The organism is Solidesulfovibrio aerotolerans, assembly GCF_009856865.1.
GTDB lineage: Bacteria > Desulfobacterota > Desulfovibrionia > Desulfovibrionales > Desulfovibrionaceae > Solidesulfovibrio > Solidesulfovibrio aerotolerans.
This window is the reverse complement of record NZ_WVUD01000015.1, coordinates 34,414-59,994: the sequence shown is the minus strand read 5'-3', so window position 1 is coordinate 59,994 and position 25,581 is coordinate 34,414. Positions and strand designations below refer to the sequence as shown.

At 56.5% G+C, this 25,581-nt stretch carries 22 protein-coding genes, 1 tRNA gene and 3 pseudogenes; 11 read left to right on the top strand and 15 right to left on the bottom strand.

Features of this window, described 5'->3' with window-relative positions; genetic code table 11:
* The first annotated feature begins 199 nt into the window (after window positions 1-199).
* Window positions 200-1,237, top strand: coding sequence for a sigma-54 interaction domain-containing protein (locus GTA51_RS10170; protein ID WP_160960794.1), 1,038 nt, complete (start codon window positions 200-202; stop codon window positions 1,235-1,237).
* 650 nt (window positions 1,238-1,887) lie between these two features.
* Entirely contained in the window at window positions 1,888-2,196 is a 309-nt protein-coding gene (gene rbp / locus GTA51_RS10165; protein ID WP_160960792.1) for an RNA-binding regulator, read from the top strand.
* Between the two features lie 179 nt (window positions 2,197-2,375).
* Here the strand turns inward: rbp and GTA51_RS10160 are convergent, their stop codons facing one another.
* The 5 genes from GTA51_RS10160 to GTA51_RS10140 all read right to left on the bottom strand — a co-directional run bounded on the left by GTA51_RS10160 (window position 2,376) and on the right by GTA51_RS10140 (window position 9,602).
* The gene (locus GTA51_RS10160) at window positions 2,376-3,983 is read right to left on the bottom strand and encodes a sensor histidine kinase (RefSeq protein ID WP_160960852.1); all 1,608 of its coding nucleotides are present in this window, start codon (window positions 3,981-3,983) and stop codon (window positions 2,376-2,378) included.
* Between the two features lie 74 nt (window positions 3,984-4,057).
* Window positions 4,058-4,756: a response regulator transcription factor gene (locus GTA51_RS10155; protein WP_160960790.1), complete on the bottom strand. Its 699-nt coding sequence runs from the start codon at window positions 4,754-4,756 to the stop codon at window positions 4,058-4,060.
* Between the two features lie 2 nt (window positions 4,757-4,758).
* Window positions 4,759-6,297 (bottom strand): DUF4153 domain-containing protein, encoded by a 1,539-nt coding sequence (locus GTA51_RS10150; RefSeq protein ID WP_160960788.1) that lies wholly within the window; start codon window positions 6,295-6,297, stop codon window positions 4,759-4,761.
* Between the two features lie 275 nt (window positions 6,298-6,572).
* Window positions 6,573-8,753: a glutamine synthetase III family protein gene (locus GTA51_RS10145; RefSeq protein ID WP_160960786.1), complete on the bottom strand. Its 2,181-nt coding sequence runs from the start codon at window positions 8,751-8,753 to the stop codon at window positions 6,573-6,575.
* 549 nt (window positions 8,754-9,302) lie between these two features.
* On the bottom strand, window positions 9,303-9,602 hold the full coding sequence (locus GTA51_RS10140; RefSeq protein WP_160960784.1) for a MerR family transcriptional regulator: 300 nt from the start codon (window positions 9,600-9,602) through the stop codon (window positions 9,303-9,305).
* Between the two features lie 235 nt (window positions 9,603-9,837).
* Here GTA51_RS10140 and GTA51_RS10135 point away from each other — a divergent pair, with 235 nt between their 5' ends.
* The gene (locus tag GTA51_RS10135; RefSeq protein WP_160960782.1) at window positions 9,838-10,659 is read left to right on the top strand and encodes an alpha/beta fold hydrolase; all 822 of its coding nucleotides are present in this window, start codon (window positions 9,838-9,840) and stop codon (window positions 10,657-10,659) included.
* A gap of 145 nt (window positions 10,660-10,804) precedes the next feature.
* On the opposite strand, the gene pheT is transcribed toward GTA51_RS10135, so the two are convergent.
* The 9 genes from pheT to GTA51_RS10090 form a co-directional block, all read right to left on the bottom strand.
* A complete protein-coding gene (pheT, locus tag GTA51_RS10130; protein WP_160960780.1) occupies window positions 10,805-13,210 on the bottom strand; it encodes a phenylalanine--tRNA ligase subunit beta in 2,406 nt (801 codons plus the stop codon).
* A gap of 49 nt (window positions 13,211-13,259) precedes the next feature.
* The gene (locus GTA51_RS10125; RefSeq protein WP_160960778.1) at window positions 13,260-13,721 is read right to left on the bottom strand and encodes a HepT-like ribonuclease domain-containing protein; all 462 of its coding nucleotides are present in this window, start codon (window positions 13,719-13,721) and stop codon (window positions 13,260-13,262) included.
* Window positions 13,718-14,002, bottom strand: a complete 285-nt coding sequence (locus GTA51_RS10120; protein ID WP_160960776.1) for a nucleotidyltransferase domain-containing protein — start codon at window positions 14,000-14,002, stop codon at window positions 13,718-13,720. Before GTA51_RS10120 ends, GTA51_RS10125 begins: the two co-directional genes overlap by 4 nt.
* A gap of 92 nt (window positions 14,003-14,094) precedes the next feature.
* Entirely contained in the window at window positions 14,095-15,138 is a 1,044-nt protein-coding gene (pheS, locus tag GTA51_RS10115) for a phenylalanine--tRNA ligase subunit alpha (protein ID WP_160960774.1), read from the bottom strand.
* Window positions 15,139-15,492: a 50S ribosomal protein L20 gene (gene rplT, locus GTA51_RS10110; RefSeq protein WP_160960772.1), complete on the bottom strand. Its 354-nt coding sequence runs from the start codon at window positions 15,490-15,492 to the stop codon at window positions 15,139-15,141.
* 41 nt (window positions 15,493-15,533) lie between these two features.
* Window positions 15,534-15,731: a 50S ribosomal protein L35 gene (rpmI, locus tag GTA51_RS10105; protein WP_160960770.1), complete on the bottom strand. Its 198-nt coding sequence runs from the start codon at window positions 15,729-15,731 to the stop codon at window positions 15,534-15,536.
* Between the two features lie 30 nt (window positions 15,732-15,761).
* Window positions 15,762-16,304, bottom strand: a complete 543-nt coding sequence (infC, locus tag GTA51_RS10100; protein WP_160960850.1) for a translation initiation factor IF-3 — start codon at window positions 16,302-16,304, stop codon at window positions 15,762-15,764.
* Entirely contained in the window at window positions 16,285-18,228 is a 1,944-nt protein-coding gene (gene thrS, locus GTA51_RS10095) for a threonine--tRNA ligase (protein WP_160960768.1), read from the bottom strand. Before thrS ends, infC begins: the two co-directional genes overlap by 20 nt.
* Window positions 18,229-18,301: 73 nt before the next feature.
* Window positions 18,302-18,376 (bottom strand) — tRNA-Val (locus GTA51_RS10090).
* Window positions 18,377-18,750: 374 nt separating this feature from the next.
* On the opposite strand from GTA51_RS10090, the gene GTA51_RS10085 reads away from it, so the two are divergent.
* Together GTA51_RS10085 and GTA51_RS20940 are read left to right on the top strand one after the other, a co-directional pair.
* Window positions 18,751-19,095, top strand: coding sequence for a hypothetical protein (locus GTA51_RS10085; RefSeq protein ID WP_160960766.1), 345 nt, complete (start codon window positions 18,751-18,753; stop codon window positions 19,093-19,095).
* Between the two features lies 1 nt (window position 19,096).
* On the top strand, window positions 19,097-21,232 hold the full coding sequence (locus tag GTA51_RS20940) for a secretin GspD/PilQ domain-containing protein (protein ID WP_246198079.1): 2,136 nt from the start codon (window positions 19,097-19,099) through the stop codon (window positions 21,230-21,232).
* A gap of 123 nt (window positions 21,233-21,355) precedes the next feature.
* On the opposite strand, the gene GTA51_RS10075 is transcribed toward GTA51_RS20940, so the two are convergent.
* Complete coding sequence (locus tag GTA51_RS10075) at window positions 21,356-21,931, bottom strand: MucR family transcriptional regulator (protein ID WP_160960765.1); 576 nt, start codon at window positions 21,929-21,931, stop codon at window positions 21,356-21,358.
* A gap of 677 nt (window positions 21,932-22,608) precedes the next feature.
* Between GTA51_RS10075 and GTA51_RS10070 the strand changes: the two are divergent.
* The 6 genes and pseudogenes from GTA51_RS10070 to GTA51_RS10050 all read left to right on the top strand — a co-directional run.
* Window positions 22,609-23,037: pseudogene (locus GTA51_RS10070) on the top strand (flagellin N-terminal helical domain-containing protein); the annotation flags it as partial.
* 36 nt (window positions 23,038-23,073) lie between these two features.
* A pseudogene (locus GTA51_RS21240) lies at window positions 23,074-23,643 on the top strand (LamG domain-containing protein); the annotation flags it as partial.
* A gap of 78 nt (window positions 23,644-23,721) precedes the next feature.
* A pseudogene (locus tag GTA51_RS10065) lies at window positions 23,722-24,120 on the top strand (flagellin); the annotation flags it as partial.
* A 423-nt stretch (window positions 24,121-24,543) separates the two neighbouring features.
* Complete coding sequence (locus tag GTA51_RS10060; protein WP_156180977.1) at window positions 24,544-24,699, top strand: hypothetical protein; 156 nt, start codon at window positions 24,544-24,546, stop codon at window positions 24,697-24,699.
* 130 nt (window positions 24,700-24,829) lie between these two features.
* Complete coding sequence (locus GTA51_RS10055) at window positions 24,830-25,057, top strand: hypothetical protein (RefSeq protein WP_160960763.1); 228 nt, start codon at window positions 24,830-24,832, stop codon at window positions 25,055-25,057.
* The gene (locus tag GTA51_RS10050; protein WP_160960761.1) at window positions 25,044-25,433 is read left to right on the top strand and encodes a DUF6573 family protein; all 390 of its coding nucleotides are present in this window, start codon (window positions 25,044-25,046) and stop codon (window positions 25,431-25,433) included. Before GTA51_RS10055 ends, GTA51_RS10050 begins: the two co-directional genes overlap by 14 nt.
* Window positions 25,434-25,581: the final 148 nt, after the last annotated feature.

Sequence of the window (25,581 nt, the reverse complement as noted above, 5' to 3'; positions counted from 1 at the left end):
CCCCCCTCTTATCAAGGATTGTGCCTTTTTGAATTAACTGTAAATAAAGCATGTTAGCACTTTCAGCCCCTGGTAAAACGGCAAAGTTTCGCCGCACGTCGGCAATTTTTTGCCGTTGTCATTTTTCGGCTTAGAGCGCATGATTGCCTGGACGAATCCGTTTTGCCGTGTGCGGCGTGGCCGGCAGGGAAAGTATAAGATGAGTGATTCCAGCATATTGCTTTGCGGCAAATATTTGCCGCTGGACGCCGACGACCCCGTCACCGCCGGACAGGCCCCGCCGGAGGCTGAATTCCTCTTTTGTTCCGCTGAGATGCAGGCCGTTTACGACCTGGCTACCCAGATCGCCCCATCTGACGCTTGCGTGCTCATTTCCGGCGAAACCGGCACCGGCAAGGAACTGCTGGCCCAGTGCATCCACAACCTCAGCCGGCGGCGCAAGAAACCCTTTGTCCCGGTCAACTGCGGCGTGCTCAAGGGAGAATTGTTTGCCGACAAGTTCTTCGGCCACGAGGCCGGAGCCTTTACCGGCGCGTCCAAGGCCCAGCGCGGCATCTTTGAAATGGCTGGCGACGGAACGCTGTTTCTGGACGAGGTGGGGGAAATCCCGGCGATTAATCAGGTGGATTTTTTGCGCGTCCTGGAGGAGCGGTCGTTTCGCCGCCTGGGCGGGGAACGCCCCATCCGCTTTGCGGCCCGCATCGTGGCCGCCACCAACCGGACGCTGCCGGAGATGGTGCGCCAGGGGGCGTTTCGGGCCGACCTCTATTACCGCTTAAACGTCGTGCCACTGGTCCTGCCGCCTTTGCGCCAGCGCAGCGGCGATATCGTTTTTCTGGCTGAGTATTTTCTGTCGATCTACCGCCAGCGCTACCACAAGCCGGGGCTGCGCTTCACCAAGGCGGCGCTGACCGAGCTGACGGGGCACGACTGGCCGGGCAATGTGCGCGAGCTTAAAAACCTCATCGAACGGCTGGCCCTTTTAAGCCGCGAAGGCCCCATCGATGCCGGCGATCTGCCCGAGGACATGCGCCTTGGCGGCGAGATCACGCCACGCAGCCCTGAGCCGGACACGGCCGTGACTCTGGACGAGGCGGTGCGCCAGGCCAAGACCCAAGCCATCCTGCGGGCCTTTGCCGCCTGCGGCGGCGACCGGACCCAAACGGCGGCGCGCCTGGACATCAGCCCCCGCACCCTGCGCCACCTCGTGCGGGAACTCGATATCCGCAAAGTGTAGCTTGGCCGGCGCGCGCTTGGCCGACCTCGCCGATGCAGCTCGTTTTGAGCGTGTTGCCGGATGCCCTGCCCGCCGCCGAGGCGCGTTCGGCCGACGGCACCATTTGCCCGCAGCATAAAGCGGGACATGCCCGCTGCCGGCGCGCACGTTGCCGGGTGCGGCAGCGACGCCCACGGGCGAAACCGGCTCCTGGGCCCCGGCGGGTGCTGCAGGCTGCCGCGCATTTCCTTTTCGGCCCGGCCCGCCTCCCCGCAGTCCAAACGGGACAGATTTGGTTGCTTGCACAACAAAACTATTAGTTCCGCCATATTATGACAATTTGCAGACAACACGGCTCCCCGCACTCGCCACCTGCCCGCGGGCCGGGGCACGGGCCGCTGTGATTGCCTTTGCAAACGCAAGAAAAAAATTTTTTCTTTCTTCCCCCGCCCTTCTCCGAGCAAAGTCGCCATCATACTGTTTTATAAAGATTTAAAAGAAAAATTAAATTTTGGTCTGACGAATATTTTGGGTTGCGCAATTTCCATGTCCGGTTAGTATACCTCATTCCATCAACGTGCATGATGACATTCGCCCATTGGAATTTTCGAGCCAGACCGAGCCCATAGACGAAATCAGCCCATGCCAAATACCGGAGTCATAGCCTAGCCATGTCGAAGAAACTGTATGTCGGTAACTTGTCCTTCTCTTCCACCGAAAACGATATCCGTGACCATTTTTCCGCCTACGGCGAAGTGTTGAGCGTCAATCTCATCACGGACCGTGAGACCGGACGCCTGCGCGGATTCGGTTTCGTCGAAATGGACGATGCGGGCGCCGCCGCCGCCATCCAGAATCTGGACGGCAAGGAACTCGGCGGTCGTACCCTGAAGGTCAACGAGGCCCAGGACAAGCCCCGCTCCGGCGGCGGCGGCGGTGGCGGTCGTGGCGGCTACGGTGGCGGCGGCGGTCGCTGGTAGTCTGCTGCGTTGCGGCTCCAATTACGCCGCAACACAATCCGGTAGTTCGTCTGCCGGGCGCTGAAACGATAGACAAACGGGCCAGGACTTATAGTCTTGGCCCGTTTTTTTTAACCGCGCGTTATCCTGACGCGCCGCCCCAGCCCCACTCCCTGCCCCGCTGACGTCTGCGCGCGTCCTTACGAATGACCACCAGGAATCCGCAGGGCAAAGACCGCTCCCAAAGCGCTTTCCAGCAGTTCAATCGACCCGCCATGCGCCGCCAGCATGGCGCGGACAATGGAAAGTCCCATGCCCGTGCCACCCTGGGTCCGCCGGGTGGTGAAAAAATTGTTGAAAATCTTGTCACGGTTGTTGGGGGAAATCCCCCGACCATTGTCGCGTACGGTCAGCAACACAGCGTCGCCTTGGTTTTTTGCGCGCAGAGCTTGTCCGTCCGGCGGCTTGAAAGCGTGCTCCACCCAGGCCCAGTCGCCTTTGTCCTCCACACTGAGAACAAGTTCGTCCGCGCCATGCCGCACGGCGTTATCCGCCAGATGCGCCAGCACAATACGGAGGTTTTCGGCCGAAATGGCCAACAGTTGCTCCGTGTCGCCGTGGAGAACAAAACGCAGCCCGGGAAAGCCGGCGCGCAAAGCGGCGCTCACCTGCGTAAGGCTCGTGCAGCCTGCGGTGGGCTGGGTTTCGGCTTGGGCGAGTTCGCGCAAACGGTTGACGATGGCGGCAAGCTGCTGCGTGTCGGTGATGATGTTATCGAGAAAGCGCCTTTTGGCCGCGTCATCCATAGCATCCGGCCCGGCGTCCAGGTCGTCGCGCAAGAGTTCCGCCGCCCCCTTGATCGCAGTCAAAGGCGATTTCAATTCGTGGGAAACATGGGCCGCAAACGTGGCCATAAAATCCGAGCGCGCGGCCAGACTGCCGGCCATATCGAGAAACCCCTGGGTCAAGGCGGCTATTTCCTGGGTGCCATGGCGGGATAACGGCTGGATAGCCTGCCGGTCTCCCTTGGCAATGGCCCGGGTGCGGACCACCAACTCGCGGATGGGACCAGTCAGGGTGCGGTGGAACAGCAAGCCGATAACCAAGGTGAGGGCCAGCATGCACAGCGTGGCCAACCCGACTTTGGTGCGTTCGATATAAAGATGTTGCAGCACGTTGGAGGGTGTGCGCGAGGCGTATATGACGCCAGCCACGTGGTTGCGAACCACAACCGGCATGGCGGTAAAAACGCGCACCCGACTTCCCCGGCTCAACGAATACAGCGGTGGCGGTTCATGCTTGGAGACCCGCAGCCGCAAAACACTTTGAAACGTGCCTTGTAAGGCCGCCTTGACCTCCTCGCACGCCGCCAGCGAAAGACCAATTTCTTCGCGGCCGGCAATCACCACGCCCTGGGGATCGAGCACGCGAAAACCGGCCAAAGTGATCTTTTGCGTCTCGACCAGTTCCGGGGCCAGCTCTTCGCCAAGGGCCAGGTAAAGCGGCGAAGGCGGCACAGCCGGCGGTTGCGCCTCGGGACGCCTGGGGCCCAGGGCGTCGCCGGCAAGATCAAGCCGGGGCAGAATCGGCCGGCGCGGATCAAATTCCAGCCCTGGCGGGCTTGGCGCAACCCAGGGGCCCAACAGTTCGTCCGGTATCGGCAAAGCCTCGATCTGTCGGCCCAAACGCGCGGCCAGCACCGCACTTTGCCCGATCAGTTCCGCTTCGGTCTGGTGGATGAGCTGATTTTCATAAATTCGGAAAAAAAAGAGGCCCATAAGCGGCAACATGAGGACGCTTAAAAGCATCAGGGCCACGCAAAGCCCGAGCCGAGGACGCCATTTGGGCCGGACCTGGGGAATACCTAGGCCTTGACTCGGGTTCACGTAGCCTTCTCGCAGGGACCAAGCTTGAAGCCGACCCCGTGGACAGTCTCCACCGCATGGGCGCAGCCGGCCTCGGCCAATTTGGCCCGGATATTGCGGATATGGCTGTCGATGGTGCGATCCGCCACCTGACAGGCCCCTGGGTAGGCCGCATCAAGGATTTGCTCGCGGGTGAGCACCTGGCTGGGCCTGGCCAGCAATGTTTTGAGAATGGCGAACTCAATGGCCGTCAACTCGACCAAAACGTTGGCAAACAGCGTGACATGGCCTGGCGCGTCAAGCTCCAGGCCGCCGTGGGAAAAACGCCCTACCCCGACAGGGAGCGGCTTTGGGCGCGACCGCTTTAAGATGGCGTTGACCCTCGCCACGAGTTCGCGAGGGCTAAACGGTTTGACCACATAGTCATCGCCCCCGATTTCCAGGCCCAGCACTCGGTCGATCTCCTCGTCGCGGGCCGAAAGAAACAGGATTGGCACCTCGCTGGTCTTGCGCAGTTGCCGACAGACCTCAAGCCCGTCCATTTCCGGCAGGCCGATATCCAAGACGATAAGCCCGGTCGGGGATGCCGCAAACAGCTCCAGCGCCGCGGCACCGTCCCCGGCAATCAGGGTTTCGTATCCGGCCTTGGCCAGGGCAAAACAAATAATTTCGCGAATATGCGGGTCATCATCGACCACCAGAATACTCTGGGCCATGCTTACTGCTCCGGGCCGTCAGACGGATGCGGTGCGTCCGATGCGGCTGTGCTGTCCAGGTAACGGGTCAAGCCCCAGGCTTCGAGGCCAAAGGCCCGCCAGTCCTGTTGCTGGGCGCGAAGGGCCTTGGCATAGGAACGGCGCGCCCGTTCAAGGCGAGTCGCATCGCGACCGCCCAGGCTGCTGGCCGCAATGGCCGCGTCCAGGGCCGGGATTGCCTGGGGTCCAAGTCCTATCAGATACGCTTCATCAAGTTTGCTCGGCCCATCTACACCCTGGGGAGACGCATGGGCAATATTGTACTGGCCGATCAGCAGGGGGAAATTGACAAAGCAGCAGCAGTAGAGCGTCACACCCACGGCCAGGGCGTTGACGCCGATGAGCCAGGCGCTGCTTTTATGATACACAATTTTAAGGCAAATAAGGAAAAGACCAAGCCCCACAAGACCCATCCAGAGAAAAGCCGCAACCCGCAAGGTCGTAAGCGAATAGGCCGCAACGTACAGATCAAGCCGTAACACCGAGGAAAGAACCAAAAAGAGGTTCTGGCCTACCCACAGCAGCAGCAAGGTGCGCAGCCGCCCGCAAGGGCCGGCCGCACCAAAGGTCGCCGACGACGCCAGGACAAACGCTGCGGCAATAATGGTCACGCCGCACAAGGGATAAGCCCCGTTATGGGCATAATCGGCATAGCTGAGGGTGTCGGGCAAGCGCAGCCCGCCCCACAGGTAGGCCATGTCCAGACCGGTCTGGACCGCAAAGAGCGCGTTAAAGACCAGGAGCGAACGCAACAGCACGGCCGGGTTTAATAACAGCCCAAGGTCAATCCGGCGCGAAATCGGATGTCGGGTTTGCCCGCGCCCGGCCATTGCCGGCTGCCGCCCGGAAGGCATGTGCAGATAGGGCCAGACGAGTCCCAAAACAAACAGCCAGAAGCACACTCTGGCCGGGGAAAGCGAACGCCAGAGAAAATGCAGGTCCACGACGCGCCAGACCTTGCCGATAAGGGGGTTGGCTGCGGCGAAAAGAGCCAGAAAAATCGTCCCCATAACCAGTGGCACAACCCAAAGCGTGAGCCGGGCAAATACGGGCTGCCTGGGCCTGCGAGCGCGCCACAATAAAAGTGCCCGCCCGATATCCCGGGGCAGCCAGAGATACCCGACCCAGAGAAAACGCCAATACTGCCGGATTCTGTCCGGCCATCGGGCAAGTTTCGCTCCGCTTAACATCTGGCTGTACAAGGCCATGGCCGCCGTGCCGAAGCAGAAAGAGAGGAAATTGAAGTCATAGACCACAGCCGCCAGCCCGGCTGCCAGTATCATGATCGCACGTTTGATTTCTTTGGCCGTGGCCCGCAGGGGATTCACACAGGCGCAAACCAGAGCCAGAAAAAAGAGGAACTGGGCAAACGAAATTCCAATCGTGTGCCTGAAAAACAGCCAGTCGGCCAAGACAAGGCACACGCCTGCGGCTCCTGCATGCAGGTACAGCCAGGCTTGGGGTGAAACCGGTCTGGTGATTTTGAGGCAAACAGCAGCCATGCGTCTCTCCCTTACGTACTCGTAGTTTCTTTGCAAGCCACCCAGCGTTGTCCATGCCCTTCATGGCTTGACCGGGGCCGTTAAGAGCGGACCGTAAGGGAAGCGCGTGCATGCGTTTTGGTGTTTCCGGTCAGAATTTGCAGGATTGTTGTGCAGAGTTTGTGCAGGCAGTCGCTGGGGCAAGCCCGCCTGACGCCCTCCCCGGCCGGGCGCGCAATAAAAAAAGGGCCGCCCCCGCAGGAGCAGCCCTTTAACGCGTCGTAAACGCGAAGCGGTTAGCGGATAAACAGCATTTCCTGGTAGCTCGGCAGGGGCCACAGATCGTCGGCCACCACGGCTTCCAGGGCGTCGGCCAGGGCACGGACCTCATTCATGGCCGGCAGGATGGTGCAGCACATGTACTTGGCCTCGGCCAGGGAGCCCTCGGCGCTGTGCTCCATGAGCTTTTCCAGCTCGGCGGTCTTGGCCTGGATGTCGCGCAGCTTGGTGGTGACGCACTCCAGGGTGTCCATTTTGAAGTTGTGGCCGATGGCCTTGAGGTTGGCGCAGGCACCGGCCAGTTCGCTCTGATACCGCACGGCGGCCGGGAAGATGACGGTCTTGGCCATGCGCACGACCAGATTGGCTTCGGTCTGAATCGTCTTGACGTACTGCTCCAGATAGATCTCTTCGCGCGACTTGAGTTCCGCCTCGCTGAAGATGCCGTAGGTGGTGAACAGCTTGACAACCTCAGGGCTGGTAATCTCCGGCAAAGCGTCCGGGGTGGTCTTTAAGTTGGCCAGGCCGCGCTTGGCCGCCTCGGCATGCCACTCCTCGGAGTAGCCGTCGCCGTTAAACACCACGGCGTCATGCTCGGTAATGATCTCCTGAATGACGGTCTGCACGGCGGCATGGAGCTTGGCCGGATCGCCGCCGGTAGCGGCTTCGAGCTTGGTGGCGATGTAGTCCAGGGACTCGGCCATCATGGCGTTAAGGGCCACCTGGGAGCCGGCGATGGACTGGCTGGAGCCCACGGCGCGGAACTCAAAGCGGTTGCCGGTGAAGGCAAAGGGGCTGGTGCGGTTGCGGTCGCCCGGATCCATGGGCAGCGGCGGCAGGGTATCGACACCGATGCTCATAACGCCTTTCTGCTTGGAGCCTTCAACCTTGCCCTTTTTGATCTGCTCGAACACGTCGGTGAGCTGCTCGCCGAGGTAGACGGACATGATGGCCGGCGGGGCCTCGTTGGCACCCAGGCGATGGTCGTTGGACGGGGTGGCCACGGTGGCGCGCAGCAGCGGGCCGAACTTGTGCAGGGCGCGGATGGCGGCGGCGCAAAACACCAGGAACTGGGCGTTGTCGTGGGGGGTTTCGCCCGGATCGTAGAGGCTGCCGAGTTCGGCGTTGCCGATGGAGTAGTTTAAGTGCTTGCCCGAGCCGTTGATGCCGGCAAAGGGCTTCTCGTGCAGCAGGCAGATCATGCCGTAGCGTTTGGCCACGGTGCGCAGCACGGTCATGACCATCTGGTTGTGGTCGGTGGCCAGGTTGGCGGTCTCGAAAATCGGGGCGATTTCGAACTGGCTCGGGGCCACTTCGTTGTGGCGGGTCTTGACCGGCACACCGAGCTTATAGAGCTCGCGCTCGACTTCCATCATAAAAGACAGGACGCGGCGGGGAATGACGCCGAAGTACTGGTCTTCAAACTCCTGGCCTTTGGCCGGCTTGGCGCCGAACAGCGTGCGCCCGGCGATGAGCAGATCGGGGCGGGAGAAGACGAAATTGCGGTCAATGAGGAAATATTCCTGCTCGGGACCGGCAAAGGAGCCGACCGGCAGCTTGGTCTCGACACCGAACAGATTGAGCACCCGTTTGGCCTGCTTGTTCAGGGCCTGGCCGGAACGCAACAGCGGGGTCTTTTTGTCCAGGGCCTCGCCGGTCCAGGACACGAAGGCCGTCGGGATGCACAGGAAGGTGCCGTTGGGATTTTCCAGGATGTAGGCCGGGCTAGTCACGTCCCAGGCGGTGTAGCCCCGGGCTTCAAAGGTGGAGCGCAGGCCGCCGGAGGGGAAGCTCGACGCATCGGGCTCGCCCTGGATCAGCATTTTGCCGGAAAATTCGGCCACGGCCCCGCCCTTGCCGTCGGGCACCAGGAAGGAGTCGTGCTTTTCAGCGGTCAGGCCCGTGAGCGGGTAGAACACGTGGGTGAAGTGGGTGGCACCGCGTTCGATGGCCCAGTCCTTCATGGTATTGGCCACGGTGTCGGCGATGGTCGGATCAAGCTTTTCGCCCAGATCAATGGTCTTTTTAAGGGACTTATAGACATGCTTGGGCAGGCGTTCGCGCATGACCTTGTCATTAAAGACGTTGCAGCCGAAGACCTCAGTGGGTTTCGTCTCGCTGAAATTTAAGGGGGCATGCGCCGGCTTGTAATTGATGATCGCCGAGATCGCGTCCAGACGAGCTTTGATTCCGCTCATAGGGTCCTCTTGCATTTGTGTTGAACAGGTTACACGCCAAGGCCCCGCGCCAGGCCTGCCCGCCCGTGGCCGCGCCCGTAAAACGGCGCGCCCGGGGTCGAATACGGCATTTACGCGTCGCGGCGACCCGTGTACCGGCCGGGCGATTGCCTCAGTGCATCGCCCTGTCCGGCCTCAAAAATTCCGCCTCTCGCCCCCGTGCGAATTCTCTCCACCCGCACGAGGGCAAACTAGCAATAATGTAAAATCCGTCCTGCGTCCAGAACCAATCAAGCCCCCAGACGCGCCCCGGACCAGTGCGCCTGGGCTCAGCGCATTGCAACCGGACCGCAACAATTGTGTAACGTGCTGTCCCCGCCGAGCTGCCACCCTGCCCCCCTGTCACTCGGCCGCCCTGCTACCCTGCCGCTCGGCCGCCCCGCCAGTCATCGGCCACCCGGCCATGGCCCAACCCGTCAGCTCCTGTCCGGTGCCTGCCAGGCGCGTGTGGCGAAGCGGGCTGGCTGCCACTGCCACAGGACCGGCATCTGTCCCGAACACGGCGCGGTTTCAAGTGGCAAGCATGCGTCGGATCACCGCCAGTTCAGCATAGACCTGTTTGAGGAGCGCCTTGTCCTGACCGGAACCGGCCAGCCGCTGCCGCGCACCGTCGATGGTGAGTTTTTCCTCGTAGAGCAAGGTCTTTATGGTGTTGACCAGGGCGAGGTGCTCGTCGGTGTAGGCCCGCTGGCCTTTTTTGGTGCGCACCGGGGCCAGCTGGGGAAATTCGGTTTCCCAAAACCGCAGCACGAAGGGCTTTAGCCCCGTCAGACTGGCGATCTCACCGATCTTATAGGTCTTTTGCAGCATATCCCCCCTTGTGCGCCAAGCCGCAGGCCAGGTCAAGAGTGCGGACCGGGCATAAATCTTTGCGCTTTGGCTTCCCGCAGCGCCCAAGAGGGGCTATGGCTTTTAGATTCGGAGCCCGCTCCCCCTTTCGGCCCGTCACGGGCAGGATGGCACGCGGCGGCAACTGTGACCTTATTCTTCCCAAACGCCGGTCGATCCCGCAAGGGACCAGCCACAAACCTCAAGGAGAACGACCATGGCGACGCTTACGACCAAAGACGGCACGACGCTGTATTATAATGATTGGGGGACCGGGCAGCCGGTGGTCTTCAGCCACGGCTGGCCCCTGTCGACCGAAGCCTTTGAGGACCAGATGTTTTTCCTGGCCGCTAGCGGCTACCGGGTCATCGCCCACGACCGCCGGGGCCACGGCCGCTCCAGCCAGCCCTGGACAGGCAACGACCTGGACACCTACGCCGACGATCTGGCCGAACTGACCCAGGCCCTGAACCTGACCGATGCCGTGCATATCGGCCATTCCACGGGCGGCGGCGAAGTGGTGCGCTACCTTGGCCGCTACGGCTCCACACGTGTGAGCAAACTCATCCTGATCGGCGCGATCACACCGCTCATGCTCAAAACGCCAGGCAATCCTGCCGGCCTGCCCCTGAAGGTCTTTGACGACATCCGGGCCGGGGTGCAAAAAGACCGCTCCCAGTTTTTCAAGGATTTGTCCCTGCCCTTTTACGGCTACAACCGCCCCGGGGTCGCAGTTTCCGAGGGCGTGCGCGAGGCCTTCTGGCGACAGGGCATGCTGGCCGGCTTTCCGGCCGCCTATTTCTGCATAAAGGCCTTCTCGGAAACGGATTTGACGGCCGATCTGCACAAAATCGACGTGCCGACACTCTTTTTGCACGGCGACGACGATCAGATCGTGCCCATTGATGCGGCCGCCCGCGCGGCCGTCAAGCTGGTCAAAAACGCCGTGCTCAAGGAATATCCCGGCGGCCCCCACGGCATCTGCACAACCCAAAAGGATACCGTCAACGCCGACTTGCTGGCCTTTATAAAGGCCTAAGGCTTTCGGACCCATTCCGGGCACCGCTGCAAACGCTGGCGACGGCGGGGCTTCCACCCGCTCCTCATACGCCTTTGGCACTAAAAAAGCCCCGGCACCTGAAGTGTCGGGGCTTTTTCTCGTTGGCAACGGCCAGAGGCTGGATCTACGGCCGCGTCACCGGCAACGTGGCCAGCACGGTCCCGACCAGCCCCTCGTGGACCTTGTCCACTTCCTTGTCCTTGAGTGTCTTTTCAGCGTGGCGGTAGGTCAGGCGGAAGGTCAGGCGTTGCCCCTCCCCGTCTTCGGGCTTGTAGGCGTCGATGAGCAGGACATCCTCAAAGATGGGCGCTTTGGCGGCAACCATAGCGTCCAGGATGGCCCCGACGGTCACGCCGGCCGGCACGGCCAGGGTCACGTCGCGGCGCACCGGCGGGAAGCCGGGCAGGGTCTTAAAGTCCCGGGCCACGCCGCCGGCCAGGGCGCGCAAGAGATCGAGATCAAGCTCGGCCAGCCACAACGGATGGCGGGCGTGGTAGGCGTCGGCCACATCCGGGGTTACCTGGCCAATAACGCCGAGCGTCTTGCCGGCCACGGCCACCGTCACTTGCGGGGCCAGCCACGGCAGGGCGTCGTCGCGGGTAAACGTGGCGGCCGGCAGATGGAACGCGGTCAAAAGCGCTTCGACCAGGCCCTTGATATCGGCGTAGCCGGCCAACTCATCCTTGGGCCAGGGGCAGCCCTCGGGGTGGCGCAGGCCGTGCAGGACAAATCCCAGCCGACCAGCCTCCCGGGCCGTGGACTCGGCTTCGCTGTCGGCAGTAAAGATGCGGGCCACCTCAAACAGGCGCAGATTGGCGTTGCCCTGGGACAGGTTGTGGCGCACCGTGCCCAGCAAGCCCGGAGCCAGCATGGGCCGCATGACGTTTTGGTCTTCGGTCAGCGGATTGGCCACCGACACCCGGCAGGCAGCGTCCAGGCAGAGAATGTCGAGATCGCTGTGGCCAACGAAGCTGTAGTTGACCGCTTCGCGCAGCCCCACGCCCACGGCAAAGGCCCGCACCCGCGACCAGAAGCCAAATTCCGATTCCGTCGGCACGTCGTCCAACGCCCTGGCCACCCGGGGCAGACGCGGGGCAATGCGGTCGAGGCCGTAAACCCGCCCCACTTCTTCGATCAGATCGGCCTCGCGCTCCAGATCCAGCCGATGCGACGGCGGGGTCACGGCGATGACGCCGGAGGGATCGGTGTCCGTCAGGCCACAGCCAAGGCCGGCCAGCACTTTGCGGCAAAAGGCCTCGGGCATGGCCTCACCGAGCAGCATGGTTGCCCGGGCCGGACGAAAGCCAATACCGCGCGGCGTGTACGGCTTAGGCTGCGCCGCCGCAACGCCGGGCAAGGCCGTACCGCCGGCGGTTTCGAGGATAAGGGCCACGGCCCTGTTCATGGCATAGACTGAACCGACCTGATCCACGCCGCGCTCGAACCGGTAGGAGGCTTCGCTCGGCAGAGCCAGGCGACGGGCGGTCTTGCGGATGGTCCCCGGACGAAAAACCGCGCATTCCAGCAGCACGTCGGTGCTGCCGGCTTCCATTTCGCTGTTGGCACCGCCCATGACCCCGGCCAGGGCCACCGGCTTTTCGGCGTCGCAAATAAGCAGGTCACGGCTGGTGAGCGCTCGCTCCTGGCCGTCCAGGGTGACGATGGTCTCGCCCTCGGTGGCATGGCGCACGCCAACGACATTGCCGGCCAGCTTGCTGCGATCAAAAGCGTGCAAAGGCTGCCCCAGCTCGAAAAGAACGTAGTTGGTGGCATCGACAATGTTGGAAATGGGGCGCGCACCGATTGCCAAAAGCCGCCAACGGATGCGGTCCGGCGAAGGGCCGACGGTGACGCCGCTTAAAAGCTTGGCCCGGTAGACCGGACACTGCTCACCGTCGGCAATGGCAATGGCCACCTGCCCGGCGGCGTCAGGGCCGGATTCGGGATAGGCAACGGCCGGCAAGGTCAGCGGCAGGTCAAAGGCCATGGCTGTTTCCCGGGCAATGCCAAGGACAGACAGGCAATCGGCCCGGTTGGGCGTGATGGAGACGTCGAGCACGCAGGTATCCAGGCCAAGGGCCACGGGCAGCGGCGTGCCGACAACGCAGGATTCGGGCAGGACCATGATGCCCGGACTTTTGACCTCGGCCAGACCCAGTTCCGATTCAGAGCAGATCATGCCCTCGGACGCCTGGCCGCGAATCTTGCTCTTTTTAATGGCCATCCCGCCCGGCATGACCACGCCGACCGTGGCCACGGGCACAAGCTGGCCGGCGGCCACGTTGGCCGCACCGCACACGATGGGCAGGATTTCCGGGCCGCCGACGTCAACGGTGCAGCAGGAAAGATGATCGGAATCGGGATGGGCCTCGCGGGTGACGACCCGCCCGACGACCACGCCCATGATGGCTTCGAAGGGATTTTTGATCTCTTCGATTTCCAGGCCCAACATGGTCAAACGGTCGGCCAGTTCCTGGGCCGTGCCGTTATAGGGGGTCAGTTCGCGAAGCCAGGACAGACTGAGCAGCATGATGCGTCTCCCGTTGGGGGGATAAATCCCCACGTCGCCGTGTGGCGGATCAGGCCGGGTGGTCGGCCGGGTAATTTTTCCGATAGGCCGTGGCGCGCCGCGCCGCCTCGTCAAGTTCGGGAACAAGCGCCTTGACTGTGGCAAAAAGTTCGCGGACATCAGCCAGGATGTATTCGTGGGCAATTTCGTTGCGCACGTCTTTGAGCTCGCGAATCCGCTCCGGATCATCAAAAAGGCCGCGCTTGTGCGCCCGGTTGACCACATCCAAAGTCGAACCGCCGGCGTCGAGTTCCACAGCGTCCATGGCCCGGTAGACTTTGTGGATGAGGAGATCCACAGCCCGGGCAAACCGGCTGGTCAGGTTTTCCAGGGCGTCGAAATCCGTTTCGGACAGGGGGCCAACAGGATCGATATCCCGGCAGCGCTGACTGGAACGCGAAAGCCAGCCCATGGCGGCCTGCAAGGCTGCCAGAGCATTGTCAAGATGGGCCAGACGGTCGGCCTGGGTCATTTGAGCCGCACCCCGCCATGTCGCGCCAACCGGGCAAAGGGATCGCCAAGGTCGCCCACGGCCGTGATATCGATTTTTTGTTCGCCGATGGCGTCCAGAATGCGCCGACGGATGGCCCGTCTGGCCTTGGCATCCACCAGGGCGGAGACCACAAGCAAATCGATGTCACCGCCCCGGGCGGCGTCATCGACCCGGGAACCGAAGAGATACACCTCGGCAGCGGCGTCCACGGTGGCGACAGCCGAGACAATGGCGTTTCGCTGCTGCGGCGTCAGGCGCATACCACCTCCGGGACAGGCGCGCGGGGCAGGGCAACCTGTCCCCTGCCCCGCGGCCCTACCGCCCCAACCGCCCTAAACCGGGTTGACGCGGCCTAGAATTGACTCAGAAACCGGATGTCGTTTTCAAAAAACATGCGCAGATCGCCAATGCCGTACTTGAGCATGGCCACGCGCTCAACGCCCATGCCAAAGGCAAAGCCGGTGTAGCGCTCGGTGTCATAGCCCACAGCATCAAAGACGTTGGGATCGACCATGCCGCAGCCAAGAATCTCGACAAAGCCCGTGCCCTTGCACACCCGGCACGGCCCGGCCGCAGTCGACCCCTTGCCGGCGCACATGACGCAGGAGATGTCCACTTCGGCGCTGGGCTCGGTAAACGGAAAAAAACTCGGTCGAAACCGGACGTTGGTGGCCGGCCCGAAGATGCGGCGCACAAAGGCGGTCAACGTGCCGCGCAGATCGGCCATGGACACGCCTTCATCGACCAAAAGACCCTCGATCTGATGAAACATCGGGGTGTGGGTGATGTCGGAGTCGCGCCGGTAGACCTTGCCCGGGGCGATGACCGCGACCGGCGGCTTTTGGGCCAGCATGGTGCGGATCTGCAAGGGCGAAGTGTGGGTGCGCAGGACTACCGCATCCGAGATATAGAGGGTATCTTGCATGTCCCGGGCGGGATGCTCCGGGGGCATGTTGAGCGCTTCGAAATTGTAGTAATCGGTTTCGATCTCAGGGCCGGTGACGATGGAAAAACCGAGTTCTTCCAAGGCCCTGCAAATTTCAGCCGTGACTTTGGTGACCGGGTGCAGACTGCCGCCAAAGGGGGCAAATCCGGGCACGGTGGGATCAAAATCAGCCAGGGCGGCGTCCATGGCGACCCGGTTGAGCGCAGCCAGACGGCCGTCGTAGAGACCGGTGAGGCGCTCTTTGACGGTGTTGGCGGCTTTCCCGGCCTCGCGGCGGGCGTCGGGGTCCAGCCCCGGCAGCCGGCTCATGATGGTGGCCAACTGGCCTTTGCGGCCGAGATACTCGACCCGCACGGCTTCAAGCTCCTCAAGCGCCAAGGCCTGGCCGAGGCGTGCAGCGCACGCTTCGACCAGGCCCTCAAGCTCAGCTACGAGCGAAGGTCCGGACACTTAATTCACCTTGGATTTAACCAGCTCCGCCAGCTTCACGAAGCTGTCCTTTTCACGAACGGCCATGTCGGCCAGAACCTTGCGGTCCAGTTCCACGCCGGCCAGGGTCAGGCCGTGCATGAACACGCTGTAGGACATTCCGTTTTCACGGGCGGCGGCATTGATGCGCAGAATCCAGAGCCGGCGCATCTGGCGCTTGCGCTGCTTGCGGTCGCGATAAGCATAGACCAACGAACGTTCGGCTACCTCGCGGGCGGTTTCGTACAGCTTGCTGCGAGCCCCGACGTATCCTTTGGCCATTTTAAGAAATTTCTTGTGCCGTTTATGGGCGGCTTGTCCCCTTTTCACGCGCATGTATCTGCTCCTTCAAGCGTGGATGCCAAGACCGGGAGGGCCTAGGCGTAAGGCAAAAGGCGGCTGACAGCCTTGATGTTGGCGGAATCGACCAGAGCGCCCTGTCCCAGACGGCGGGAACGTTTGGCGTTTTTCTTGGTCAGAATATGGCGCAGGTTCTGGCGACGGCGGGTGAACTTGCCGGAACCGGTCTTGCCGAAGCGCTTGGCGGCGCTACGGTTGGTCTTCATCTTGGGCATGACGGACTCCTTCAGTGACGCGCCGGGCGGTTACACCGGCGCGATGGGTTTTTTGACCTGGGGGGCCAGCAGCATGGTCATCATGCGCCCCTCTGTACGGGGCTCCTGCTCCACCTTGGCCAGCTCGCCAAGATCGACCACCACCCGGGCCAGAATGACCTGGCCACGGTCTTTGTGCACGATTTCGCGGCCACGGAAAAATACCGTGACTTTGCACCGGTCGCCGTCTTCGAGAAAACGACGGATGTGCTTCAGTTTGGTTTGATAATCGTGCTCGTCGGTTTTCGGCCGGACCTTGATTTCCTTCAGCTGAACCGTGGTTGCTTTCTTTCGGGCTTCCTGCACCTTTTTTTGCTGCTGGTACTTGAAGCGGCCGAAATCCATGATCCGGCAGACGGGGGGCTCGGCATTGGGCGCGACCTCGACGAGGTCCAGGCCCTTTTCCTGGGCCATGCGCAACGCCTCGCTGGTTGGGATGATGCCCACCTGCGAGCCGTCGTCGGCAATCACCCGCACCTCGCGGGCGCGGATCCGGTGGTTACACCGAGGATCACTACTGGGAGCAGAAGTTATAGCGCATCCCTCCACGCTTGAATGGTTCTTGGCAATCGGCCGTGATCAGCAACTCTACTTCGTCCAGGGTCTTGACACCAAGATTTTCCCCGGAACGCAGCCGCACGTTCAGGCCGCCGAGCTCCTTTTCCTTGTCCCCTGCCACGAGCATATAGGGGATCTTTTCTACCTGGGCTTCGCGTACCTTGAAACCCAGTTTCTCGTTGCGATCATCGAGCTCGGCCCGGATGCCGGCTGCTTTGAGCCGCTCCAGAGCCTGCTCGGCGAAGTCTTTTTGCGCATCGGTGACGATGAGGATGCGGGCCTGTACCGGGGCAAGCCACGTGGGCAGGGCCCCGGCGGTGTGCTCAATCAGCACGCCCAGAAATCGTTCCACCGCGCCCAAAATGACCCGATGCAGCATCACCGGCCGTTTCCGCTCCCCGTCCGTATCGGTATAAACGAGGTCGAAGCGTTCCGGCAAAGTGAAGTCGCACTGGATGGTGGCGCATTGCCACCGTCTATCTAAAGCATCTTTGAGCTTAATGTCAATCTTTGGTCCGTAAAAGGCACCGTCGCCTTCGTTGATTTCGTAGGGCAGTCCGATGGACTCCATGGCGTCGCTGAGCGCCTTGGTGGCCCGGTCCCAGTCCTCGTCGGAGCCGATGGACTTTTCCGGCCGGGTGGACAACTCGGCCTCGAAATCAAAGCCGAACAGCCCCAGCACATCCTGGACAAAGCGCACCACTCCGGTGATCTCGGCCTGCAACTGATCCGGCCGGCACAGGATATGGGCGTCGTCCTGGGTGAACTGGCGCACGCGCAGCAGGCCATGGAGCACGCCGGATTTCTCGTGGCGGTGCACCACGCCCAGCTCAAAATAGCGCTGGGGCAGGTCGCGGTAGCTGCGAATGCGCGACTTGTAAATGAGCATATGCGCCAGGCAGTTCATGGGCTTTATACCATAAGACTGCTCGTCGATCTCTGTGAAATACATGTTCTCGCGGTAATTGTCGTAATGCCCGGAGCGCTCCCAGAGTTCGCGGCGCAAAATCAGCGGGCCGCGCACCAGCTGATAGCCCCGGCGCAGGTGTTCGCGGCGCTCGAAATCTTCCAAAATAGTGCGCACCAGCTCGCCCTTGGGATGCCAGATGCACATACCCGCGCCCACTTCCTCGGAAAAGCTGAACATATCCAACTGCGTGCCGAGCTTGCGGTGGTCACGTTTCTTGGCTTCTTCCAGGTGGCGCAGGTACGTCTTCAAATCGGCTTCAGCGGCAAAGGCCGTCCCATAAATACGCTGGAGCATGGGCCGCTTTTCATCGCCGCGCCAATAGGCCCCGGCCACGGAAAGCAGTTTGACCGCCCGGACCATGCCCGTGGTCGGCACATGGGGACCGCGGCACAGGTCGGTAAAGGCGCCGTGGCGATAGAGCGATACCGTGTCCCCGACGATGTTTTCATCCATGATCTCGAGCTTGTAGCTCTCGCCCTGGGAAGCGAAAAGAGCCTTGGCGTCGGCCTTGGGCACATATGTGCAGGCAAACGCGGTGTTGGCGGCGATGCTTTTGCGCATCTCCGCCTCAATGGCTTCAAGATCTTCGGGGGTAAACGGGCGCTCGTAAGCGAAATCGTAGTAGAAGCCGTTTTCGATGGCCGGGCCGATGGTGACCTGGACAGCGGGAAAAAGCTTTTTGACGGCCTCGGCCATGATGTGGGCGGCCGAGTGTCGGATAACAGCCAGCCCCTGGGGGGTATCGGCGGCTATGGGCGTGATTTCGTGGGCATCGTCCGGCAGGGGCGAAGCGAGATCGCGGGCTTGACCGTCTACAAGACAGGCAACCGTATTTTTGTAACGCTTGCCGGAAATGGCCCGTGCCAGAACCTGGCCGCATGCCTCACCGGCTGCCGCCTCCAGGGATTGATCCTCAATTGTGACCTGCACGTCGCCTTCTCCGCGGGGCAGTAGCCCCATCGCGCTAGAAAAAAAGGGAGGCCAAAGCCTCCCTGTAAATTCGTGGTAGGAACGGGGAGATTTGAACTCCCGACCCCTTGCGTGTCAAGCAAGTGCTCTCCCCCTGAGCTACGCTCCTAAATTTCAATCAGGGAAGGGGATATCTATTCCAAACTCTTCCCGAAGTCAACCCGAAATTTTCCATTCCCCAGAAATTTTCGGGTACCAAAGACGTTGGCGCTTGTTGGCTCGTCGTTGGTCGGAGGGAACTACACTCCCACGGGCTGGGAGGTCAAGGGGAAATTTTAGGAAAAGTGCAGGTGGTGCTTATGTTAAATTTGACATGAGATAAATTTGGCGGGATACACCAAAAAATAACCCGTGAACATGGCCTTGATCATTCGGAATAATTGAGTTATTGGGAGGAACTTGTTTCGTTCAGAAATGCGTTGCATATTGAACGAAAAAATATAACTTTATTAAAAAAATTTGAGAGTTCGAAGGAGCTATTCTATGGTTAAGATCATAAATTTTTTCCCAAAAAAACTATTGCCCTTAATTTTAGCATTTGCTGTGCTTTTCGTACAGTTCGGTTGCGCAGAGAAACGAACGGCTATAAATCACATCGGATCCAGCGTTTCTTGCGTTGATAGTGACTTCAAGGCATTGAAATACACAGCCTATGTTGAATCTAATGCCAATAAGTTTGCCATTGTAAACGACAACGAATACCGAGCAGACGAGACAATCAAGGGAACGAATCTTTCGATAATTGAAATCACAAGATATAGGATCGAAGTGATGAACAAAATTACAGGTGTCAAAGAATTTGTCCTTCATGTCGATCAGGGCTTATAACATGAACAATCGAATTCTGATCAAGAGAAATGCAGGATTAAAGACCTTATATCGAGGTATCGTAATGAAATTTTTTCTTATTGCTTGTGTTCTTATTGGGACATTATCCGAGGGTTGCGTACAAAAACCTCAGAAATCTGCTTTCAAAGAACAATGGGATATTAAAGCAACTAAATCTGAAGGATTTTCCCCGAGTCCAAGGGAGCGGCGCATAGAATATTCAGAAGTAGTTGTTCAAGAAGAAAAAGAAAAGGATAAGAAAGAAGTAGTCAAGAAGCTACCCACTGACAGACTAACACTAAGAATGTATGACACGAATATTGTCACTGTACTTCGTGCAATGGCTAGAGTTGCAAAGCAAAATATAGTATTCTCCTCATCGATACCAGGCGTTAACAGTGGCGAAAAAGATAAAGCTATTTTAGTTAATATCGATGTAGACAATGCTCTATGGGATGAGACTTTTAAAGGATTGTTGTCTGCGAATCGACTGACATACGATATCAACGACAGCATTATTACTGTAATGAGACTAGAAGATCTTGAAGCACAAAATAAAATTAGCGCTGAACATAATAAAAGTCGAATGGAAGAAAAAACTAAGCGGAAGACGGAGGATTTCGCTACTGCAAAAATTGAGATTAATTACTCTGATCTTATAAGCATTAACAATACGATCTCCATGCTCTGTGGAAACAAGGCTACGGGCACGCCAGAACAAACTGATACTATAACAAGGAATGCTTCTTCCAATAACACCAGCCCGATTCAAGGTTCAACTCAGTTTACAAGTGCTGCGCAAGGACCATCAACAGCTCAAATAAATGAATATGGAAGGCAGCCTGGGCAACTGTATTGTTCAGTGGTACCTGACACACATAGCAACACTTTAATTGTCCAGGGTCCACCGTCTGATCTTAAAAAAGTAATTAAAATTATTGATAGCATAGACAAACCACCCTATCAAATCAAACTCAAAGCTTTTATAGTGGAAACATCCCAAGCTACCGCTCAGCAACTTGGTGTACAATGGGGTGGTCAGCTTAAGAATTCTAACTTCCAAATTACCCCAGCTCAAAGTGCTACCTCAAGTTCCACAACTACAGTTGGAAACGTAGGCAGTAATACGGCGACAACAAACGGGGCGACTAATAGCTCATTAAATACTAATGGGTCGCTTTCTTCTAACACAACAGGTTCAACCGTCTTAGGGAGAACGCAAAACGTTACAGATGCAACACGCACACCGCCAGGAGATGCAAACTTTCCGGGAGTTGACAACTATAATTCTACCAAGAACACTACAAACAATACTTTGTCTTCAAATAGTGCAACAGCAGCTGAAACTCTTGCTGCGTCCGTTGCTAGCGCTTTACTCGGTGCAACAGGCGCTTCTTCTAATGCTTCGACAGGAACCGCCACTTCAACGAATACGTCTATTCCTTTTTTTCAAGGTGGATCATCTGGATCGGGCTTTGGCTTGAATTATCCGACACTCACTAGTGCAGCTACAGCAGGCACAGGACTTAATTTTCTTTTTGGAAAGATTGGAGGCACTATACTTGAAGCGCAGTTAACTGCGTTAGCTGGAGAAAGTAAGGTTACAATTCTGTCAAGCCCTACGATAACTACGATGGAAAATCAAATAGCTTCAATTGAAAACGGAAAAGAAATCCCATACTCTACCACATCGCAGCAAGGAACAAATACACAGTATAAAAACGCAACACTTAAACTAGAAATAACTCCACATGTTGTTGACGGCACAAGCTTGCGTATGAAAATACTTGTTAAAGACGACCAAGTAGACGAAAATCAATCAAATTGGGTTCAAGGCACCCCGCCACTTTTTAAAAGGGAAACAAAATCCAATTTGGTGGTAGAAGATGGAGATACAATTGTTATATCTGGTTTGACTCGTGACAAAAATAGCGACACGGAAAATGGCGTTCCATTTCTAAGTAATATTCCTGGTCTCGGGTGGGCGTTTAAGTCTAAAGGTAAAGCATATGAGAAGTCAGATGTTTTGATTTTTATTACACCTACTATCTTGGGAGAAAAACCTATTGCATCCATTCCCCCCTCAACAGCCAAAGGATTAGGAACCTCTTCTCCGAATCAATCCTCTGGACAGTGACCTGTCCACCAAGAGTTTCCATTTTGGGCACTGCGGGGATGAAGAACATCCATAAAAAAACCCACGTCCACCACTTAACATGACAGACGTGGGCTTCTAAATTTTCATGAGTACGGTGAAACCCTACTCTTTTTTCTTTTTAGGAACAGGAACTTTCTCTTTCAAGAGTTCAAGCGCAGAAATACCCTTCTCTTTTGCTTGTGCCATCAAATCTACAAGGTCTGTGAATCCTTGTTTAATCACAAAAGGCTTTGCTTCTGCCCTCTTCAGGTTGTACTCTTTCATGACATAACTAAGGATAGTAAGTGAGTTGTCATCGCCCGTCTTGGCATGACGCTCGATTGTTCCTTGCATCTCCTTATCGTTAACACCGTACTTTATCATGTAGTCATCACGAAGAATGTTTTCATGTGTGTTTAAATGATTTTGTGATATAGATTTAAAAAGCTTACCACAGATAGCACACCTTACTTTACCATTAACGACTTCATGCTTAAACTTACTGTCAGAAGAAGCAAGTCTTTTATTTTGAGCACTAGTTGGAGTGACATCATACGTGTCTGGCACATCTTTAATATCAATCATTTGTTTATAAATTTCTTCTGTCACACTTCTAAGGTCTGAATAGTCAGCATTTCCATGCCGTACTTGAGCTTTCGCAAGGTTAAAGGCATCATCCCAGGTCTTTTTGTCAATCATAGATATCTCCTTTAGGAACTTTTTTTCGCTATAGCTCCGGTTTGGAGAAGATGTCAATTACCCACTAGAAAATTACGCATAAAATTTTCTTCCGCTTTTGGGTTCGGGAACGGCACGGCTCCTCATTCTCAGGACACCCCTCCCCTGCTCTCTACCGGCCCCTTCCTGGGGCTTTCCCCTGTCATCCGCCCCCTTCTATCCCCGGGACCACCAAACCCAGTCCTGGACCGTTCCGGGGCAATGTCCGTTGTCCGTTTTGAGTCAGGGTTCTTCCAGTATAATCCCGCCGCCCCCGTGACCACTTCCCCAAGGAATGGGTAACCTTCCCGTACCGGATTCCTTCATGATCCCGTTCGAACGTCAGTCTTTTGGCAGAACCATCTGATCGGTTTACCCCAATTTTCGAACACATTTCTATTCCTGTTCCGCCGGCGATTACTTACCTAACAATCTGATATTTAAACATATTATATGAGTATACCGGCTGTCTACTCAAGAATAAAATTCGGATGAGCAAACCGGGTATGCGAAATGCATTGAGTATCATGGAAACTATCCTGACTGCCCTTTTTTCCCACCGTCTCACGATCTCTAGTGATGTAGGTGCTGGGACACCGGAAATAATTGCCATCGAGAATGAGTGAAACCGCTTAGGACCTGGAAGGAGATGCCGTCGGATGGCATTGATCATAAACCACAACCTCATGGCGATGAATTCCGCCAGGAATTTGTCAGCCCACTATGGGGCGATGAGCACTTCTATCCAGCGGCTGTCGTCTGGATTGCGTATCAATTCAGCCGCCGACGACGCTGCCGGACTCGCAGTCCGTGAGTTGATGCGATCTGATGTCAGCACCTTGAACCAAGGAATCAGGAACGCTAACGATGCTATCTCAATGATTCAGACTGCTGATGGAGCTTTACAAATTGTTGATGAAAAGTTGATTCGTATGAAAGAACTTGCGGAACAAGCAGCAACTGGAACATATACATCAGATCAAAGAATAATTATTGACTCTGAATTTCAGGCAATGAAATCAGAAATTGAACGAATCGCACAATCAACAGAGTTCAATGGGACAAAATTACTGAATGGAGATTTAACAAGGATTGAAACAACAAAGAATCAATTATCCGACGATATGATGTTCAACTTAGATTTCAATGGCACGATTAATGATACATCAGGAAATGGATACACTTCCACTTCTACTGGTACATCATTTGTAACTGGGGTCGAGGGTAGTAGCGCAATTGAATTCAATGGTACGAACAGTGGTTTAACCACTGACTTTGGCATGACAGGTGATAAATTTACTATCCAGTTTTGGTTCAATACGAACAGTTTGACCGGACAAGAACAGCAATTATTTACATCTAATGCACCTTCAGGAAAGAGAAGATATGAGATTCAATTAAATTCAGCAGGCAATATTGAAGTATGGTATTCAAATAGTGTCTACACAAACCACTATTTGTCTCCAACTATGCCTTCTTTAAATAATTGGCATCTTGTTACAAATACATATGACAACGGCCAGTATCGTCTATACCTGGATGGTGATGAGGTAATTAGTTCTAACAATGGGACAGGAAACGTTGCATTTCTTGCTGATACCTATTTTGGCTACGACCCTTTTCAGGCAGTGCATGCTTACGAACGTTTTGACGGTTCAATGGATGACGTTCGAATTTATGATAAAGCACTATCTCCAGATGCTATTAAGGATTATTACGATGTGAGCGGTGATGTTAGCCTACTACAAGACAGTACACCCGACATCAACGACATAACCGTACATTTCGGGACAGGCAACAAAAAAGAAGAGGATTATTACAATGTAGGTATTGGATCTGTTTCGACAGATAATCTTGGGATAGCTAGTACAAGGATAGACACACAAGAAGGCGCAGAAAATGCGTTGGAATCTCTAAATCAAGCCATAGTCAAGAAAGACAAAATTCGAGCCAACCTTGGAGCAACACAGAATCGACTTGAAAACACTATTTCAAACATACAAACCCAAGCAGAAAATCTCCATGCCGCTGAATCGCAAATATCTGACACAGATGTTGCAGAAGAAATGACTTCATTCGTGAAAGAGCAAATACTTACACAAGCTTCAGTTGCCATGTTAGCTCAAGCGAACTCATTGCCAAAGATGGCATTACAAATCATCCAGGGATAAAGTGATATATTTTAATTTTAGATAGTTTGTAACAATATTCCATCCATACCCAAGCTTTACCTATAAACAACTTAATTTTCATGTTTCAAAGCACTTCCCTAGTTCTTTGTACTTTTCGGTTATCAGTACTAAGGGGAATTTTCTCCCCCATATCATCCCGACTTAGCCTACCCACCCGGACATCCCGCTAATTCGCGCCCTAGGCCCCCTTCCTGGGGCTTTCCCAGTGGCCTCCCCCCTTTGTCTCCCCCTGGGCCAAAACCCTAGGGAATCCCAGTTTAAGCCCAATGTCCGTTTCCAGTGCTCGCTGTCCCAACCACTCCACCTTCACCGTGACCTGGCCCCCGAGCCTAGGGTACTCTCACCCGAGTACCGGCACCTGCGACATTCCATCTCGATCCCAGTTAAACGGAGGTAATTCCTATGGTTGAGAATCCCTTTGGCCCCGTCTTTATCCCTGGCGCACCTGACCTCGGTCCTGATCCTGAACGTGAAGAGATGCATGACTCCTTCGAGCGTATGTCTCCTGCCGACCAGGAGCAGTTCGTTCAGGAGATGAACGACGCTTCCGACGAGTAAGTTTTATGCCGACTTCGCAGGGTGTTAGCAATAGCATCCTGCGAACTTTCTTAGTCCCAGCACTTCTTCTTGAGAAACTTCCACAACATAAAACATTCCTGACAACCTTTATAAAACAAAGGCGAGAACGATGGGGAAAGATCATCAAGACCTTCTTGATCTAAAAACGGAAATAATCAATGGATTTCATCCGATTGAACAACTTTTCAAGATCATGAGCAAACAATCTGAAGGAATCCATGACGACATGACCCGTTCATGTGCCGAGGTAGGTCTTGAATTATGCAATAGCTTTCGGATCAAACTCGATGCCCTTCTAACCACTCAAGAACAGGATCAAGAAGATGACCACCGATAACGAATGGAATCTTATTTATTCTTATACACGGCAACAAGCAATCGAGGACGGAGTTCTCATTGATGTCACCGATGCTGCCAGGGGAGTCGGGTTCAAGGTGAATACCGTCGTCACCGCTACCCTCTTTCACGGGTACGTCGAACCACCCACCGGACTCGAAGGCGAGGGTCAGTCCACAGCTGGCCGCCTCCACGACCTCCTGTTCCTTGTGCTGTGCGCTGCCAGAAAGAATCATGCCGGCGCGGATCGAGCGACAGTCCGGGTTGCTTTCCTCATGGCCCCTGGGAAAACGGAGACAGTCGAGGTCATCGCGCACATTGGCCCTGGTGATCAGGGGGAGCCAGTTCTGACCTTGATGCTGCACGAGGACGATTAGTTCTTTCAAAACATACTGATTTTATTCGATTTGTAACGCACAAATTCTATACAAAAATACGAGGAAATAAGTGCGTTGCTCTTCGAGCAAAAGTGGTGCAAAAAACCCAATAGCAACCAAGAACCACCAGATGAGTGGTAAATCCTAA